Annotated in this window: 17 protein-coding genes; 6 read left to right on the forward strand and 11 right to left on the reverse strand. The window is 60.5% G+C overall.

The window, feature by feature from the left end; all coding sequences use genetic code 11:
- Nucleotides 1-17 precede the first annotated feature (17 nt).
- Together DSM110093_RS02050 and mbfA are read right to left on the reverse strand one after the other, a co-directional pair.
- Complete coding sequence (locus tag DSM110093_RS02050) at nucleotides 18-947, reverse strand: AEC family transporter (protein ID WP_243266482.1); 930 nt, start codon at nucleotides 945-947, stop codon at nucleotides 18-20.
- Nucleotides 948-1,002: 55 nt separating this feature from the next.
- Nucleotides 1,003-1,977, reverse strand: a complete 975-nt coding sequence (gene mbfA / locus DSM110093_RS02055) for an iron exporter MbfA (protein WP_243266483.1) — start codon at nucleotides 1,975-1,977, stop codon at nucleotides 1,003-1,005.
- Between the two features lie 154 nt (nucleotides 1,978-2,131).
- Here mbfA and DSM110093_RS02060 point away from each other — a divergent pair, with 154 nt between their 5' ends.
- Nucleotides 2,132-2,569 carry an I78 family peptidase inhibitor gene (locus DSM110093_RS02060; RefSeq protein WP_243266484.1) on the forward strand — a complete coding sequence of 146 codons (438 nt, stop codon included), beginning with the start codon at nucleotides 2,132-2,134 and terminating at the stop codon, nucleotides 2,567-2,569.
- 11 nt (nucleotides 2,570-2,580) lie between these two features.
- Here DSM110093_RS02060 and paaK read toward each other — a convergent pair whose 3' ends face one another.
- The gene (gene paaK, locus DSM110093_RS02065) at nucleotides 2,581-3,891 is read right to left on the reverse strand and encodes a phenylacetate--CoA ligase PaaK (RefSeq protein WP_243266485.1); all 1,311 of its coding nucleotides are present in this window, start codon (nucleotides 3,889-3,891) and stop codon (nucleotides 2,581-2,583) included.
- Complete coding sequence (gene paaI / locus DSM110093_RS02070) at nucleotides 3,891-4,328, reverse strand: hydroxyphenylacetyl-CoA thioesterase PaaI (protein WP_243266486.1); 438 nt, start codon at nucleotides 4,326-4,328, stop codon at nucleotides 3,891-3,893. Before paaI ends, paaK begins: the two co-directional genes overlap by 1 nt.
- 130 nt (nucleotides 4,329-4,458) lie before the next feature.
- Here paaI and DSM110093_RS02075 point away from each other — a divergent pair, with 130 nt between their 5' ends.
- On the forward strand, nucleotides 4,459-4,806 hold the full coding sequence (locus DSM110093_RS02075) for a DUF2794 domain-containing protein (RefSeq protein WP_243266487.1): 348 nt from the start codon (nucleotides 4,459-4,461) through the stop codon (nucleotides 4,804-4,806).
- Here the strand turns inward: DSM110093_RS02075 and DSM110093_RS02080 are convergent.
- From DSM110093_RS02080 to DSM110093_RS02090, 3 genes are all read right to left on the reverse strand, one after another.
- Complete coding sequence (locus tag DSM110093_RS02080; protein ID WP_243266488.1) at nucleotides 4,803-5,585, reverse strand: NlpC/P60 family protein; 783 nt, start codon at nucleotides 5,583-5,585, stop codon at nucleotides 4,803-4,805. The two genes, DSM110093_RS02075 and DSM110093_RS02080, sit on opposite strands and share 4 nt — an antisense overlap.
- Entirely contained in the window at nucleotides 5,582-6,964 is a 1,383-nt protein-coding gene (locus DSM110093_RS02085; protein ID WP_243266489.1) for a leucyl aminopeptidase family protein, read from the reverse strand. The genes DSM110093_RS02080 and DSM110093_RS02085 overlap by 4 nt, the downstream gene beginning before the upstream one ends.
- A gap of 63 nt (nucleotides 6,965-7,027) precedes the next feature.
- Nucleotides 7,028-7,405, reverse strand: a complete 378-nt coding sequence (locus DSM110093_RS02090; protein WP_243266490.1) for a hypothetical protein — start codon at nucleotides 7,403-7,405, stop codon at nucleotides 7,028-7,030.
- Between the two features lie 155 nt (nucleotides 7,406-7,560).
- On the opposite strand from DSM110093_RS02090, the gene DSM110093_RS02095 reads away from it, so the two are divergent.
- The gene (locus DSM110093_RS02095) at nucleotides 7,561-8,211 is read left to right on the forward strand and encodes a carbonic anhydrase (protein ID WP_243266491.1); all 651 of its coding nucleotides are present in this window, start codon (nucleotides 7,561-7,563) and stop codon (nucleotides 8,209-8,211) included.
- Between the two features lie 91 nt (nucleotides 8,212-8,302).
- Here DSM110093_RS02095 and DSM110093_RS02100 read toward each other — a convergent pair whose 3' ends face one another.
- The 3 genes from DSM110093_RS02100 to DSM110093_RS02110 form a co-directional block, all read right to left on the reverse strand.
- Complete coding sequence (locus DSM110093_RS02100; RefSeq protein WP_243266492.1) at nucleotides 8,303-9,325, reverse strand: aspartate-semialdehyde dehydrogenase; 1,023 nt, start codon at nucleotides 9,323-9,325, stop codon at nucleotides 8,303-8,305.
- 108 nt (nucleotides 9,326-9,433) lie between these two features.
- On the reverse strand, nucleotides 9,434-10,108 hold the full coding sequence (locus DSM110093_RS02105) for a hypothetical protein (RefSeq protein WP_243267652.1): 675 nt from the start codon (nucleotides 10,106-10,108) through the stop codon (nucleotides 9,434-9,436).
- A gap of 1 nt (nucleotide 10,109) precedes the next feature.
- Nucleotides 10,110-10,403: a hypothetical protein gene (locus tag DSM110093_RS02110; RefSeq protein ID WP_243266493.1), complete on the reverse strand. Its 294-nt coding sequence runs from the start codon at nucleotides 10,401-10,403 to the stop codon at nucleotides 10,110-10,112.
- Between the two features lie 217 nt (nucleotides 10,404-10,620).
- Here DSM110093_RS02110 and DSM110093_RS02115 point away from each other — a divergent pair, with 217 nt between their 5' ends.
- The 3 genes from DSM110093_RS02115 to DSM110093_RS02125 all read left to right on the forward strand — a co-directional run bounded on the left by DSM110093_RS02115 (nucleotide 10,621) and on the right by DSM110093_RS02125 (nucleotide 13,122).
- Nucleotides 10,621-11,178: a hypothetical protein gene (locus tag DSM110093_RS02115; protein ID WP_243266494.1), complete on the forward strand. Its 558-nt coding sequence runs from the start codon at nucleotides 10,621-10,623 to the stop codon at nucleotides 11,176-11,178.
- A 125-nt stretch (nucleotides 11,179-11,303) separates the two neighbouring features.
- Nucleotides 11,304-11,933: a ribonuclease HII gene (locus DSM110093_RS02120; RefSeq protein ID WP_243266495.1), complete on the forward strand. Its 630-nt coding sequence runs from the start codon at nucleotides 11,304-11,306 to the stop codon at nucleotides 11,931-11,933.
- A gap of 88 nt (nucleotides 11,934-12,021) precedes the next feature.
- A complete protein-coding gene (locus tag DSM110093_RS02125; protein WP_067916247.1) occupies nucleotides 12,022-13,122 on the forward strand; it encodes a site-specific DNA-methyltransferase in 1,101 nt (366 codons plus the stop codon).
- A 151-nt stretch (nucleotides 13,123-13,273) separates the two neighbouring features.
- Here the strand turns inward: DSM110093_RS02125 and DSM110093_RS02130 are convergent, their stop codons facing one another.
- The gene (locus DSM110093_RS02130) at nucleotides 13,274-14,422 is read right to left on the reverse strand and encodes an alkane 1-monooxygenase (RefSeq protein ID WP_243266496.1); all 1,149 of its coding nucleotides are present in this window, start codon (nucleotides 14,420-14,422) and stop codon (nucleotides 13,274-13,276) included.
- Between the last annotated feature and the right edge of the window lie 60 nt (nucleotides 14,423-14,482).

Raw genomic sequence — 14,482 nt, forward strand, 5'->3', positions numbered from 1 at the left:
TTTCGAACTTGAGTGTGTCACAGGGCAGAAACCCAGCCTACGACAAGGCTGACGGTCACGATACTAACTGTGGTTGAGACGAGAATGGCGGCAGAGACACGCTGAGGGGCGACGCCGTAGTGTTGGGCGAGCATATAGACATTGCCCGCGACCGGGAGAGAGGCCGTGGCGATGATGACCCCGGCTTTATACGGGTCGACGCCGAAGAGAAACAGCGCGCCAAAGGCCACGAAGAGCGGGTGCAGCACCAGTTTGCAAAAGGTCAGCCAGCCCGCGATCTCAATCCGCTCGGCAGATTTAGAGGCCAGCGACGCACCGATGGCAAAGAGCGCGCCGGGGGTGGCAGCCCCGCCGAGGATTGCGAGGAATTCGTTCAGCGGCACGGGGATCGGGATGCCGAAGCCGGACCAGAGGAACCCCAAGGTGATGGCGACGATCATCGGGTTTTTCAACAGACCGATGCCTACGATCTTGAGGGTCGCCAGCCGCAATTGCCCCTCGCGGGAGCCGGTGATCAGGATCACGATGAGGCTGGAAAAGATGATCATGTCGACGGTCAGCGCCAGCAGCACGGGGCCGATCGCCTCTGGCCCCAGAAGCAGCGTCAGCATCGGCACGCCCAGAAACCCGGTGTTGCCGATCACGGCGCATTGCGCCTCGATCCCGTTGGTCGCCACGTCGAGCCCGCGCAGGAAGCCGACGAGGCTGGCGATGGCATAGACGAATGCGGTGCCCCAGAGGTAGGCGGCGACAAGGCGGCTGTCCCAAACCTCGGCCAGTGAGAGATTGGCGGAAAAGCGGAACAGCATCGCCGAGAGGGCGAAATAGAAAACGAATTTGGTGAGATAGGCCGTCGCTTCGGCTGAGAAGAACCGCGTGCGCCCGGCCCAGTAGCCAAGGCCGATCAGCGCAAAGAACGGCAGGGTTTTCAGGAAGATCGCGACCATGGGTCAAGCATTAGCCAGCCCGCCCTTGGGGTGCAATGGGGCATGGCCCTTTGCCTTACCCTGAGCCGATCAGCACCCCAGCGGCAAAGACCAATGCGCCGCCCAGCACAACTTGGAAAGCCGCGCGGAAAAAGGGTGTTTCCATGAACTTGTTCTGGATCCACGCTATGGCCCAAAGCTCTACAAAGACGACGATGATCGCGACGACAGTGGCGGTCCAGAAGTCGGTGATCAGGTAGGGCAGCGCGTGGCCCAGCCCGCCCACGGTGGTCATCACGCCCGACGCCACCCCGCGTTTGATGGGGGAGCCACGGCCCGATAACTCGCCGTCATCCGACGCGGCCTCAGTAAACCCCATTGAGATGCCCGCCCCCACGCTCGCCGCAAGGCCGACGAGGAAGGTCGTCCAAGTGTTATGAGTGGCAAATGCGGTGGCAAAGATCGGCGCGAGGGTCGAGACAGACCCGTCCATCAGGCCCGCCAGCCCCGGCTGGACCCATGTCAGCAGAAACTGCCGATGCGCGCGGCTGTCTTCGTCGCTGCGGCTGTCGCTGTTAAGGTGTTTCTCGGTCAAATTCTGCGCGCTGCCGTGGTGGCCTGCCTCGGCGGCGGCCAGATCGCCTAACAACTGCCGTGTCGTCGCGTCTGCCGTGCGCGCGGCGGCGGCAAGGTAGAACCGCTCGGCGTCCTGTTCCATCGCGGCGGCCTCTTGCCGGATACGCTCTAGCGACAGGTTCTCGATCAGCCAGACCGGGCGCCGGGCGTAGTAGCCAGAAACATGCTCGCGCCGGATGAGGGGGATGACCTCTCCAAAACGGCTCCGGTGCAGGTCAATCAAACGGCGGCGGTGTTCGTTCTCCTCCTCGGCCATCCCGTCAAAGATTGCGGCGCTGTCGGGATATTCATCACGCAACCGTTCAGCATAGTCACGATAGATCCGTGCGTCGTCCTCTTCAGAGGAGATGGCGAGCGCCAGAACCTCCTGTTCGCTCAGGTCTTTGAAACGTTTGCGGTTGAACGAAAATCGCATGGGGGAACTCCGTAATCTGGCACTTACCGTAGTGCCATCGGCGGGTTCCGGCAAACGCAAAGCACCCGACCCTTGGCGCGGCCTGCGATGGACCTACCTGTTGTGCGATGGTCGGCCCTTGCTCCGACGCCACGCGAATAACGAGGTTTGGAACATGAGATTAGTTTTCTTGGCACCCCTATTGGTGGCAGGCTGCGCCGAAGTGTCGACTGCGCCTGTGCAAAACCCCATCCCGGCCCCAGCGGCACCGACGGCCACTGCGCCGCCACCTGCACGCCCCGCGCCTGCTGAAACGTCTGTCCCGTCGACCAAGCCCAAACCATTGCCCAGCTCGGTCATTGATGCGGTGAATGAAACGTCAAGCACGTCAACCACACCGCAATCGCCGCCGACCTCAAAACCGCTGTCGGAAACCTGCAAAGAAGGCAGTTGGTGGGGTCTGGTTGGCCGCCCTCGCTCGGCTGCCAGCATCGTGTCCGAGCCCAAGCGCGTCTATACCGAAGGCGACCCGGTGACCATGGACGCCAATCCCAACCGCACCAACATTGTCTTAGACGCGGAAGGGAAGATCGCACGGGTCACCTGCGGCTAAGCTGAAGGAGTTTAGCCCTTTGGCCGATTGTCGAGAATGCGCACGGCTTTGCCCTCTGACCGGGCAACGCCGCCCACGTCCATGACTTCAACCTTGACCGAGATGCCGACCGTCTGCTTGATCTGTGCTGACAGCGCTTTGATCGCCGCTTGCCGGGCGTCAGTGGTGATGCTGACATCCGCACATTCGCAGAGCACGCGCATCTGATCCATCCGGTCGGGGCGCGACAGTTCAATTTGGAAATGCGGCGCAAGCCCCGGCGTCGCCATCAGCGCTTCTTCGATCTGGGTGGGGAAGACGTTGACGCCGCGCAGGATGATCATGTCGTCGCTGCGGCCCGTGACCTTCTCCATCCGGCGCATAGACCGTGCGGTTCCGGCCAGCAGACGGGTCAGGTCGCGGGTGCGGTAGCGGATGATCGGGAAGGCCTCTTTCGTCAGCGAGGTAAAGACCAGCTCGCCCATTTCGCCGTCCTCGACCGGGGCGCCGGTTTCGGGGTTGATGATCTCGGGGTAGAAGTGATCCTCCCAGATGTGCAGCCCGTCCTTGGTCTCGACGCATTCCATCGAAACGCCCGGCCCCATGACTTCGCTGAGGCCATAGATATCGACGGCATGCATGTCGAAGGCCTGCTCGATCTCAAGTCGCATGGCGTTGGTCCACGGCTCGGCCCCAAAGATGCCGACCTCAAGTGAGGATTGGCGCGGGTCGATGCCTTGGTTGGCGAATTCATCCAAAATCGACAGGGCGTAAGAGGGCGTCACCGTGATGCCCTTGGGCTGGAAATCTTCGATCAGCCGCACTTGGCGCGGGGTCATCCCGCCCGAGATCGGCACGGTCGACAGGCCAAGCGCATCAGCGCCAAGGTGAATGCCCAAGCCGCCAGTGAACAGCCCATAGCCATAGGCGTTGTGCAGCATATCGCCGGGGCGCATCCCCGCCGCGCGCAGGGAGCGGGCGACGACTTGGCCCCAGTTCGCCAGATCATCCTTGGTATAGCCCACCACCGTCGGCTGCCCGGTGGTGCCAGATGATGCGTGAATGCGCGCCACCTGATCGCGCGGCACGGCGAACATGCCAAAGGGGTAATTGTCGCGCAGATCGGTTTTGACGGTGAAGGGAAAGCGCGAGAGATCGGAAAGCTGTTTCAGATCGTCGGGGTGCACGCCTGCATCGTCGAAACTCTTCTTATAGAAAGGCACGTTGTCATAGGCGTGGCGCAGGGACCATTTCAGACGGTCCAGTTGCAGGGCGCTGATCTCGTCCCGGCTGGCGATCTCAATCGGGTCGAGCGTGTCCTTCGCGGGGGTCAGGTCTTTCATCAGGTCGGCTCCTCCTCGGTAAATAGCTGGCCCTTGATGCTGCGGGAGAGCCCGCGAAACAGGGCCACGACACGGTCATCCTCGCCCGTAACGGTCACATCATAGATGCCCGACCGACCGCTGCGCGACACTTCGCGCGCGGTGGCGGTCAGCCGCTCCTCCGGCTGGCCGGGGCTTAGATAGGTGATCTGGTTCTGCTGGGCGACAGTGGTTTGGTTGTAGCTGTTGCAGGCAAAGGCAAAGGCGCTGTCGGCTAGTGCGAAGATAAATCCGCCGTGGCAAATGCCGTGGCCGTTCAACATATCTGCCCGTACCGACATCGACAAAACCGCGCCGCCGGGGGTCACATCGTCGATGCTCATGCCCAATCCAGCCGAGGCGGAATCTTGGGCGAACATCACGTCGGCGCATTTGCGGGCGCGGGCTTCTGGGGTCATTCCATCGGGCCTTTGTGTTTCATTTTTTCGATTGGTTGCACAATTCTGTAACGCTTTCAAGAAAATTTGAGCGGCGCATTCGACCATGTCAGGGCTTGATTTGGCCCCCGTCAGGGTCAACTGTAAAGCCATGAGCATAGAGCCCCCATCGCCGATCACGGCTTTCGAGCGCCCCGCTGAACAGGTCGCATTCCACCGCACGGAACTGTCGCTGATCCTATCGCTTTATGGCCGGATGGTCGCCGCCGGAGAGTGGCGCGATTACGGGATTTCACATCTCAAGGAGGTGGCGGTTTTTTCAGTCTTTCGGCGCACGGCGGAGATACCGCTGTACCGGATCGAAAAGCGGCCAAAGCTGCGCAACCGCCAAGGGATGTATGCTGTGGTGGGCACCGGCGGGCAGGTGCTGCGTCGGGGCCACGAGCTTAAGGCCGTGCTGCGCGTGCTGGAACGCAAGCTGATCCGGTCGGTGAATTAAACGCCGGGGCGGCGATGTGCAGTCACCGGCCCGTCGCCAGCGGCTTCGATCCGGGCGATGGCATCGGTGATGTTTTCATAGCTCACGGCCATCGCATGGGCATTGGCGTGGATCATCGTTTCGGCATCGACCACCAACGCGACATGGCCTTTCCAGAACATCAGGTCGTTACGTTGGTAGTCACCGTCGACGGGCGCGCCCACGGAGCCCTCTTGCTGGTCGCTGTCACCGGGGCAGGGGATGCCGCAGGCCAGCAGCGCCGCCTGTACGAGACCGGAACAATCAATCCCCCAGCGGCTGTTGCCGCCCCAAAGGTAGGGCGTGCCGAGGAACAGGGCCGCGATCTGCGCGGGGTCGGCCTCGTGGCGATCGATGGGGGCAAGGTGGCCACGCGGGATATGGCCCTGCGGGGTCTCGGCAAAATTCTTGGTCTCATCAATGACCGTGACGGGTGAGCCGAAACTAAGGCTCAGCAGGTCGGGCGATTTCAGATCGGCGCTGGTATAGGCATGGGTGGCAGGCACGCAAACGCGATGGGTGGCCCTGCGCGTTGTGCTCAGCGCGCGCTGCAGGACATAGCCGCAATAGCCATCCTTCTCGGCCTGTACATAGGCCCAGCCCGACGCCTCATGCAGGACGGTTACCTGCTCACCGAACAATACCTGCCGGTCGCGCGGACCGTCGGGTCGGCGGCAGAGGTCGGCCACTGGCACCGCTACCTGCGCGGCGCGGCTTTGGCTCGCCAGCGCCGGGTCCGGGGTGAGACGTGGATCGCTCATGGTTTCAACAACGCGGGCAGTGCTGCATAGATCGCGCGGGTGCCTTGGCCGGTGCCGCCTTTCGGGCGGGCGGGGGCGTCGGCAGGTTGCCAGCCGTAGATATCAAAATGCGCGTATTTGCTCTCGGTCACAAAACGGCGCAGGAAAAGTGCTGCGGTGATCGACCCGGCAAAGCCACCCTTGGGCGCGTTGTCGAGATCGGCAATGCCCGGCTCGATCAGCGCCTCGTAAGCGTCATGGAAAGGCATCCGCCAGACCGGATCGGCAGAGCCCGCAGCGGCGCTTTCCAAGGCCGAGACGAAAGCGGCGTCGTCACTGTAATAGGGCGCAAGGTCCGGCCCTACGGCCACCCGCGCGGCCCCGGTCAGCGTCGCCATCGAGATGATCTGATCCGGTTTGTCCTCATCCGCCAGCGCCAGCGCATCGGCCAGCACCAGACGCCCTTCGGCGTCGGTGTTGTTGATCTCAACCGTCAGCCCCTTGCGCGAGGTCAGGATGTCGCCGGGCCGGAAGGCATTGCCGGAGACCGAATTCTCCACCGCCGGGATCAGCACGCGCAGTTGCACCGCCATGCCGGTGGCCATGATCATATGCGCTAGCCCTAGCACGGCGGCGGCGCCGCCCATGTCCTTTTTCATCAGCGCCATCGACGCACCGGGCTTAAGGTTCAGCCCGCCCGTGTCGAAACAGACGCCCTTGCCGACAAGCGTCAGCTTTGGCCCTTTGTCGCCCCATGCCATGTCGATCAAACGCGGCGCGCGGTCGGCGGCGCGTCCAACGGTGTGGATCATCGGCAGGTTTTTCTCTAGCAGCGCGTCGCCAGTGATAACCTCTATCTTCGCGCCATGTGCTTCGGCCAATTTGCGCGCGGCGGCTTCGAGGTCGGGCGGGCCCATGTCTGAGGCTGGGGTGTTGATCAGGTCGCGGGTCAGCATCTCGCCCGTGGCAAGTGCGGTGATCTGCGCGGCGTCGATCCCTTCGGGCGCGACCAGCCGCGCGGTCAGTGGGGGCTGTTCGCGGTAGCGGTCAAAACGGTAGCCAGCCAGCAGCCAGCCGAGCGCCTCATTCGCCGCTTGATCTTCTGCCAAGCCGCTTTCGATCCGGTAGTCGCCCGCAGGTAGCTTTGCCGCAGCCGCCGCGAGGTGGAACCGCCCCCGGCGGCGCGTGGCATCGTTGCCGTAACCCACCAGCGCCATAGCAGGCGCGCCTTCGTCCCCCGGCACCACAAGCGCTTGACCCAGACCGCCCGCAAAACCGCTGGCCTTGACCCATGCCTGCACCGGGCCGGGCTGACCGGCAAGCCACCCATCGAGGGCGCCCTCGCTTAGTACATGAAGCGGCAGGGCGGCGGCAGAGGGGGAGGCGAATTCGGCGGACATGACAAACCTTTGCAAATCTGGATTTGCGCGCAGCCTACTCTTTCCATCGCCACCCGCAAGCGATCAGATCGTGAGGTCTGGCAAGTCCCAGATCGCAGTCAGCGACCGTTCCCCGCTGCGGATCAAACGCGACAGCGTGGCGGCGGTGGCGATGTCATCCTTGGCATCAATACAAGCTATCACATCGGCCGCCACCTGAGAGACCAATGCCATGCCAATCTGCTCGGCAATGCCGATCAGACGATGCACGCTTTTGCGCAGCCCGGCGCGGTCTTGGGTTTGGTGCAGTCTTTTGCAGTGGGACATGCGCAAAGCCAATTCCTCCGACGCGCGGCAGACGACATCTTCGGCCCCCACTTCACCGAGTTGGGTATAAAGCAGCCCAAGACAGTCTTGATCGACACGGATCTGTTCGGTCGGTCGTATTTGCACAAGTTGCATCATTGTCATCCTTCAATCAGCCCCCACGGCCATGTCGCAACATGACGCAAGATGGTGTGCAAAGGGTTGCGATGGCGGAGTCTTTTCTCTCGAATTAGCATGGCATTTGCGCTATCTGCGCTGAAACCGCTTCATGCATTAAGGGACGTTTACACATGGACAAGGCCAAGGCTCTGCCGTCGTATCTGTTGCAACGCTATCAAGGGTGGAAGGCGACCGGCTATGCCGAGAACCAAACTTGGTACCGCCGATTGGCCGCCGAGGGGCAGCGCCCGCGTGCGATGGTAATCTCTTGCTGTGACAGCCGCGTGCATGTGACTTCGATTTTTGGGGCCGATCAGGGGGAATTCTTTATTCACCGCAATATCGCCAACCTCGTCCCGCCTTATGAGCCAGATGGCAAACAGCACGGGACCTCGGCGGCGGTGGAATATGCCGTTAACGCGCTGAAGGTCGCGCATTTGATCGTGCTGGGGCATTCCAGCTGTGGTGGCGTGGCGGGTTGTATCCAGATGTGTCAGGGCAAAGCGCCCGAGCTTGAGAACCAAGACAGTTTCGTCGGCCGCTGGATGGACCTGCTACGCCCAAAGTATGAAATGGTTGAGCAGGTCGAAGACCCGGCAGAGCAACAGCTTCAGCTTGAACGGCAGGCGGTCATGACCTCGCTTGAGAACCTGATGACCTTCCCGTGGATCAAGGAAAAGGTCGAAGATGGCACCCTGAGCTTGCACGGCCTGTGGACCGACATCGGCGAGGGGAGCTTGGAGTATTACGACGCCAAGGCAAAGATGTTCGAGCCGGTTTAAGCCCATCGCAGATGCATGAGGCAGAGACGAAAAAGGGGGCCGAATGGCCCCCTTTCTTATTCCAGAACTGCGGCTGAGCTTCAGCCCTTTTTCAGCCCTTTTTCAGCACTTCGCGGCCTAGCAGTTCGGCGATCTGTACGGCGTTCAGGGCGGCACCCTTGCGCAGGTTGTCGCTGACGCACCAGAGGTTCAGACCGTTGTCGATGGTGCTGTCCTGACGGATGCGGCTGATGAAAGTGGCAAAGTCGCCGACACATTCGACGGGGGTGACGTAGCCACCGTCTTCGCGCTTGTCGATCACCATGATGCCCGGCGCTTCGCGCAAAATGTCGCGGGCTTCGGCTTCGTCCAGATGGTCTTCGAACTCAATGTTGATCGCTTCGGCGTGGCCTACGAAAACCGGGACGCGCACGCAGGTCGCGGTGACCTTGATGCTGGTGTCGATGATCTTCTTAGTCTCGGCGACCATCTTCCATTCTTCCTTGGTCGAGCCGTCTTCGAGGAAAACGTCGATATGCGGAATTACGTTGAAAGCGATCTGCTTGGTGAACTTGGTCGCAGGCTTGTCGTCGGTCGGGTTGTAGATGCTCTTGGTCTGGTCCCAAAGTTCATCAATGCCTTCCTTGCCCGCGCCGGAAACCGACTGGTAAGTGGAGACGACAACGCGCTTGATCTTGGCGCGGTCATGCAGCGGCTTCAGCGCCACGACCATCTGCGCGGTCGAGCAGTTGGGGTTGGCGATGATGTTCTTCTTTGCATAGCCGTGCACGTCTTCGGGGTTCACCTCTGGCACGATCAACGGAACTTCGCTGTCATAGCGGTAGAGCGAAGAGTTATCGATCACGACGCAGCCCGCTTTGGCGGCGGCAGGGGCGTATTTCTTGGTTGCTTCGGAGCCTACGGCGAAAAGGGCGATGTCCCAGCCAGTGAAGTCAAAGGTGTCGAGGTCTTTGGACTTCAGGGTTTTATCCCCAAAGCTGATCTCCGAGCCCAGTGAACGGCGGCTCGCCAGAGCCACAATCTCATCCACGGGGAACTGACGCTCGGCCAAAATGTTCAACATTTCACGGCCCACATTGCCTGTGGCGCCAACGATGGCGACGCGATAACCCATTTGATTACTCCAGTCTGTCCAATTTAATTTGACGCCATTTAACGTGCCTGCGCAGCGTTGGCTAGAGCCAGCCGCGCGCAGGCCGTACAGAGCAATGCTGAGCAGGCGTTAAAGAACCTTGATAACGTCCTTGTCGATCGCCAGCATATAGCCGCGCCGGGCGATGTTCTTGACCAACAACTCCGACACCAATTGATTGCCCAGCGTGTCGCGCAGACGTTTGATCCGCGTGGCACCGGCGGCTTCATCGCAATCGGCAGGGCTGCGGCCTGATATCATGCCTTCAATCTCAGAGCCTGACAGCACATCATCATCCATGCGCGCTTCGGCAAGGACCGACATCGTCTCCATCGCGGCACCAGTCAGTTTGAAACCGAGGTTGTTGAGGTAAACGGTGTTTTCCTCGCGGCTGATAAGCAGCGAAGACACCTGAATGCCGGTCCGCTCAATCTGCGCCATGCGGCGGTTAAACCCGATGAGCATGATCAGAAACACCATCGCCGCGATCAGCATGGCGCTGGCAAAGACCAGCAAGACCACGATCACAATGCGATAGCTGGCCAATGTCTCAGAAAATGCGGTGCCAGATTGAGCGAGAATTTCGAGCAGCTTGATCTCGGCTTGGGTGGTCAGATCGTCATTCTCGATGAAAATCCGCTCAACCCGCGCGTTAAAGGCATTGGCATCGGGCAGGGCCCAGATCAGCAATGCCGCCCCGGCCAGCAACACCAGCACGACAGCGGCAATGCCACCGCCCACGAAACGCCCGCCAAATCTGCGCATGTCAGAAGCGGAGGTGGAATTTTCCTGCACTGTCTTTCCTTTGATCCAGACCTTCGTCGCCGAATACGGAGAGGATATTCAACAATGTCCAGCCCTCTGCCGCAAGGCGTGGCGTAAGTTCGGCCTTGGCACCGGCGGCATCGCAGGCATCATTAATCTGCGCCACCCCATAATGGAGGCGCAGCGGATTGTCTTGCTTGGCCTTATAATCAGCATAGCAGCCAGCAGCTGCCATCGCGGGCAGGGCCACAGTGACCGCCAGCGCGGTCATCAGGGTGAAACATGCGTTTTTCATACGTTTTTAATGCGCGTTTGCCCGCTGATATTCAATAACTAAGGTGTTTTTGGCCGCTTGTTATTCGATAACGCCCCCCTGTTATTGCCTGTCTTTGGCCCTCTCCCCAATTTGCTGGCATCAACAGACACGAAAACTCAGACACGGCCCCCGAGCGTTGGCCGCAGACGACAAAGGGCGCAGGACACCGCGCCGATAACAAGAAGGGACCAGACCCATGTACCGCAAGTTCATTGCTACCATCGCCGCTCTGTCGGTTGCCATCACCGCTTTTGGTGCCCGCGACGCCGCTGCCGATGAAAAGGAAGTGCTGCGCACCCTCGCCGCGATTGCGGGCGTCGCGATCGTGGGCAAGATGATCTACGACAATAACAAAGATCGCAAAGAACGCGAGACCGTGACCCGCCGTCGTGCCGCTCCGGTTTATGAAGCGCCACGCTATTACCCCACGGTTTCCGAGCGGCCCCGTTTGCGCCCCTATGTTGATCCGCGCCCGCAGCCGCGCCGCACTACCCGGACGTCGCCCAAGCGCGAAGTGCGCCCCCTGCCTGACCGGGTGGACCGCAAGTTGCTGCCGCAGCAGTGCTTCCGCAGCTTTAACGGCGAAGACGGCAAGGTGATGATGTTCGGTGAGCCCTGCCTTGAAAAGAATTACGCCCAAGTCGACCGTCTGCCCAACTATTGCGCCAAGCGCGTGAAGACGGCGGACGGCGCACGCTACGGGTATGATGCCCGCTGCCTGCGCGACTCGGGTTACAGCTTGGCCCGTCGGTAAATCCGGCGTGCCTTGACCGAGCGGCACGTCCCTGTCGCTCGGGTGTTGAAAGGGGGGGTGTTCGGGCGCCTCCCCTTTCTCTTTTTTGTTGCACCTTTTCTGCGCATGCGGTTTCACCTCGCCCTATGATACCTGACTTTGAATTTGAACGCGGCGCGGCTGCCCGCGGCTTTCGCACCATCGCCGGGGTGGACGAAGTGGGTCGCGGCCCGCTGGCCGGGCCGGTCACCGCCGCCGCCGTGGTCTTTACCGAAGGGCAGATCCCCGAGGGATTGAATGATTCCAAAAAGCTGACCGCCCGCGCCCGAGAACGGCTCTATGATGAGATCATGTCGGTGGCTGTCGTTTGCGTGGCCCATGCCACCGTCGAAGAGATCGAAGAACACAACATCTTGCGTGCCAGCCATCTGGCGATGACCCGCGCACTCGCCGGATTGGCCTGCGTTGCGGATTACGCATTGATCGATGGCAATATGCTTCCGCGCGATCTGGCGCTGCCTGCGCAACCTGTGGTGAAAGGGGACGCGCGCTGCCTGTCCATTTCGGCAGCTTCCATCGTTGCCAAAACCGTGCGCGATAGACTCATGGTGGACTTGGCGCAACAGCATCCCGGATATGGCTGGGAAACCAATATGGGCTACGGATCGAAAAGCCACATGGCTGCACTGCGCGATCTTGGTGTTACCCCACACCATAGACGTTTGTTCAAACCTATACACAATATCTTGTATCAAGCTAATTTGTTAACCGATTGATTCAAAAAAGAAATTGACCACGAATCTCTGATGGCCCATTTTATCCACAACCAATGAGCGCTTAAGCGCCGGGTAATGAGGCAGAGATATGAAAACGATGACAAAGGGCGCTGCGGCGCTTCCCTTGAACACTATTGTTGCGGGCGATTGCATTGAGGCAATGAACGCCCTTCCAGCAGAGTCGGTGGATCTGATCTTCGCGGATCCGCCCTACAACTTGCAGTTGCGAGGTGATTTGCATCGCCCCGACAACTCCAAGGTCGATGCAGTTGATGACGAATGGGACCAATTCGCCAGCTTCAAAGCCTATGACGATTTTACCCGCGCATGGCTCAAAGCCGCGCGGCGTTTGCTGAAACCCGATGGCGCGATCTGGGTGATCGGTAGCTATCACAACATCTTCCGCGTTGGTGCAGCGTTGCAGGATCAAGGTTTCTGGATCCTCAATGATGTGGTTTGGCGCAAGTCCAACCCGATGCCGAACTTCCGCGGCAAGCGCTTTACCAATGCCCATGAAACGATGATTTGGGCCGGCAAAAGCGAGAACAGCAAATACACCTTTAACTACGAAGCGCTGAAGGCGCTAAACGAAGGCATCCAGATGCGCAGTGATTGGGTGCTGCCGATTTGCACCGGCCATGAGCGATTGAAAGACGAGGCGGGAGACAAGGCGCATCCGACGCAAAAGCCCGAAAGCCTGCTGCACCGGGTCCTCGTTGGCTCGACCAACCCCGGCGATGTGATTCTTGATCCGTTCTTTGGCACCGGCACCACCGGCGCTGTCGCCAAGATGTTGGGCCGTGATTTTATCGGCATCGAACGCGAGGAAGCTTACCGCAAGGTTGCCGAGAAACGCATCTCGATGGTGCGCAAATTCGACAACGAGGCGCTGCAAACCACCACCTCCAAACGTGCCGAGCCGCGCGTGCCCTTCGGCCAGTTGGTCGAGCGTGGCATGCTGCGCCCGGGCGAGAACCTCTATTCCATGAATGGCCGCCACAAGGCCAAGGTCCGTGCCGATGGCACCCTCATTGGCAGCGATGTCAAAGGGTCGATCCATCAGGTGGGCGCGGCCTATGAGAAAGCGCCAAGCTGCAATGGTTGGACCTATTGGTGCTACAAGAAAGACGGCAAGAATGTCCCCATCGACATTCTGCGTCAGCAGATCAGAGCTGAAATGGCGAACTGATCCACTCCGAATAATCGAACACCGCCGGCGCCCGTGGCCCCTCTGCGTGAGGGGCATCCACACGGGGGCCTACCTTGACCCCGCCGCTTGGCGGGGTTTTTTTGTGGCCGGACTTAATGCACCCGCCCACTCCACTGGTAACAATCGCTGCCTAAAGCCGGGGCAGGGGATTGCTGGCCTTGTTGTAGGCTTTCCAGTCGGTGATCTCAGGGTAGTACATCTCGCGCCATTTGCGCACGCGGGGGTTCATGATGCGCCGCCACAGCGGGGGGACCATCGCGGCCATGGTCATCACCGGATAGCCATAGGGCAACTGCGGCGCGTCGCCCGTGCCATAGGTCTGCAAGACCGGGAAACGGCGGTCGGGTTTGTAGTGGTGATCGGAATGGCGTTGCAGGTTGATCAGCAGCCAGTTCGACGCCCTATGCGCTGCGTTCCAAGAATGGCGCGGCTGGACATGTTCATACTTGCTACCGCCCAGATGTTTGCGCGTCAGCCCGTAGTGTTCGATGTAATTGACCAGCTCCAGCTGCCAGATCGCGACCCCGGCCTGCACGAGGAACAGGCCCAAGCCACTCCATCCGCCCAGCACCAGCGCCAGCAACAAGAAGGCGGCTTGCAGCGCCCAGTATTTGAAAAACGGATTGCCCGGATCGGTCCAAGGCAGCCCCTTGCGCGCCAGCATGTTCTTTTCGGCATGAAAGGCCGAGGTCAGCGACTCGCGCAGCACGCGGGGGTAGAAGCGGTGGAACCCTTCGTTATAGCGCGCCGTCACCGTGTCGCGCGGGGTGCCGACATGGCGGTGGTGCACCAGCAGATGTTCCGACCGAAAATGCGAATAGAGGACCATGGCCAGCAGGAAATCCGCCAGCCGCCGTTCGGTCCTATTCCGCTGGTGCATCAACTCATGGCTGTAATTAATCCCGATGGTGCCGGTGATGACGCCGACGCCAAAGAACAGGAAAATACGCTCTGCCGTGTCCAGATGCGCGGCGCGCGTGGCGTAATAGATCAGGCCAAAGACGGTCAGGAATTGCAGTGGCGTCCAGATCAGCGTGACAAGACGATACCAGTAAAGGTCATCGTCGGTCGCTTCCAGATCAGCGTTGTCGAGGTTCAGCCCCAGCACCGCGTCGAGCAGGGAAAAGAGATACCACGTCACCAACGGCAGCAGTGCGATGGCCCATCCGCCCTGCAGGGCACAAAACCACGCCAGCGGGATCAGCAGCAGCGACAGCCAAAACGGCAAGGCGCGGCTGAGGCGGGCAAGGTCTTGTGGGGCGATGATGCGGTTCGGCATGGGGCACCTCATTGTTGCCCGCCAGATATACCGCAGATCGCCGGGGGTACAAAGCCTGAC

This window comes from Sulfitobacter sp. DSM 110093 (assembly GCF_022788715.1).
GTDB lineage: Bacteria > Pseudomonadota > Alphaproteobacteria > Rhodobacterales > Rhodobacteraceae > Sulfitobacter.

What these genes read in the sequence shown, in the direction of transcription:
- DSM110093_RS02060 (WP_243266484.1), top strand. Translation starts at nt 2,132, where the DNA reads ATGAGATTAGTTTTCTTGGCACCCCTATTGGTGGCAGGCTGCGCCGAA.
- DSM110093_RS02100 (WP_243266492.1), bottom strand. Translation starts at nt 9,325, where the DNA reads ATGGGTTATCGCGTCGCCATCGTTGGCGCCACAGGCAATGTGGGCCGT.
- DSM110093_RS02110 (WP_243266493.1), bottom strand. Translation starts at nt 10,403, where the DNA reads ATGAAAAACGCATGTTTCACCCTGATGACCGCGCTGGCGGTCACTGTG.
- mbfA (WP_243266483.1), bottom strand. Translation starts at nt 1,977, where the DNA reads ATGCGATTTTCGTTCAACCGCAAACGTTTCAAAGACCTGAGCGAACAG.
- DSM110093_RS02120 (WP_243266495.1), top strand. Translation starts at nt 11,304, where the DNA reads ATGATACCTGACTTTGAATTTGAACGCGGCGCGGCTGCCCGCGGCTTT.
- DSM110093_RS02090 (WP_243266490.1), bottom strand. Translation starts at nt 7,405, where the DNA reads ATGCAACTTGTGCAAATACGACCGACCGAACAGATCCGTGTCGATCAA.
- DSM110093_RS02115 (WP_243266494.1), top strand. Translation starts at nt 10,621, where the DNA reads ATGTACCGCAAGTTCATTGCTACCATCGCCGCTCTGTCGGTTGCCATC.
- paaI (WP_243266486.1), bottom strand. Translation starts at nt 4,328, where the DNA reads ATGACCCCAGAAGCCCGCGCCCGCAAATGCGCCGACGTGATGTTCGCC.
- paaK (WP_243266485.1), bottom strand. Translation starts at nt 3,891, where the DNA reads ATGAAAGACCTGACCCCCGCGAAGGACACGCTCGACCCGATTGAGATC.
- DSM110093_RS02075 (WP_243266487.1), top strand. Translation starts at nt 4,459, where the DNA reads ATGAGCATAGAGCCCCCATCGCCGATCACGGCTTTCGAGCGCCCCGCT.
- DSM110093_RS02130 (WP_243266496.1), bottom strand. Translation starts at nt 14,422, where the DNA reads ATGCCGAACCGCATCATCGCCCCACAAGACCTTGCCCGCCTCAGCCGC.
- DSM110093_RS02085 (WP_243266489.1), bottom strand. Translation starts at nt 6,964, where the DNA reads ATGTCCGCCGAATTCGCCTCCCCCTCTGCCGCCGCCCTGCCGCTTCAT.
- DSM110093_RS02095 (WP_243266491.1), top strand. Translation starts at nt 7,561, where the DNA reads ATGGACAAGGCCAAGGCTCTGCCGTCGTATCTGTTGCAACGCTATCAA.
- DSM110093_RS02050 (WP_243266482.1), bottom strand. Translation starts at nt 947, where the DNA reads ATGGTCGCGATCTTCCTGAAAACCCTGCCGTTCTTTGCGCTGATCGGC.
- DSM110093_RS02105 (WP_243267652.1), bottom strand. Translation starts at nt 10,108, where the DNA reads ATGCGCAGATTTGGCGGGCGTTTCGTGGGCGGTGGCATTGCCGCTGTC.
- DSM110093_RS02125 (WP_067916247.1), top strand. Translation starts at nt 12,022, where the DNA reads ATGAAAACGATGACAAAGGGCGCTGCGGCGCTTCCCTTGAACACTATT.
- DSM110093_RS02080 (WP_243266488.1), bottom strand. Translation starts at nt 5,585, where the DNA reads ATGAGCGATCCACGTCTCACCCCGGACCCGGCGCTGGCGAGCCAAAGC.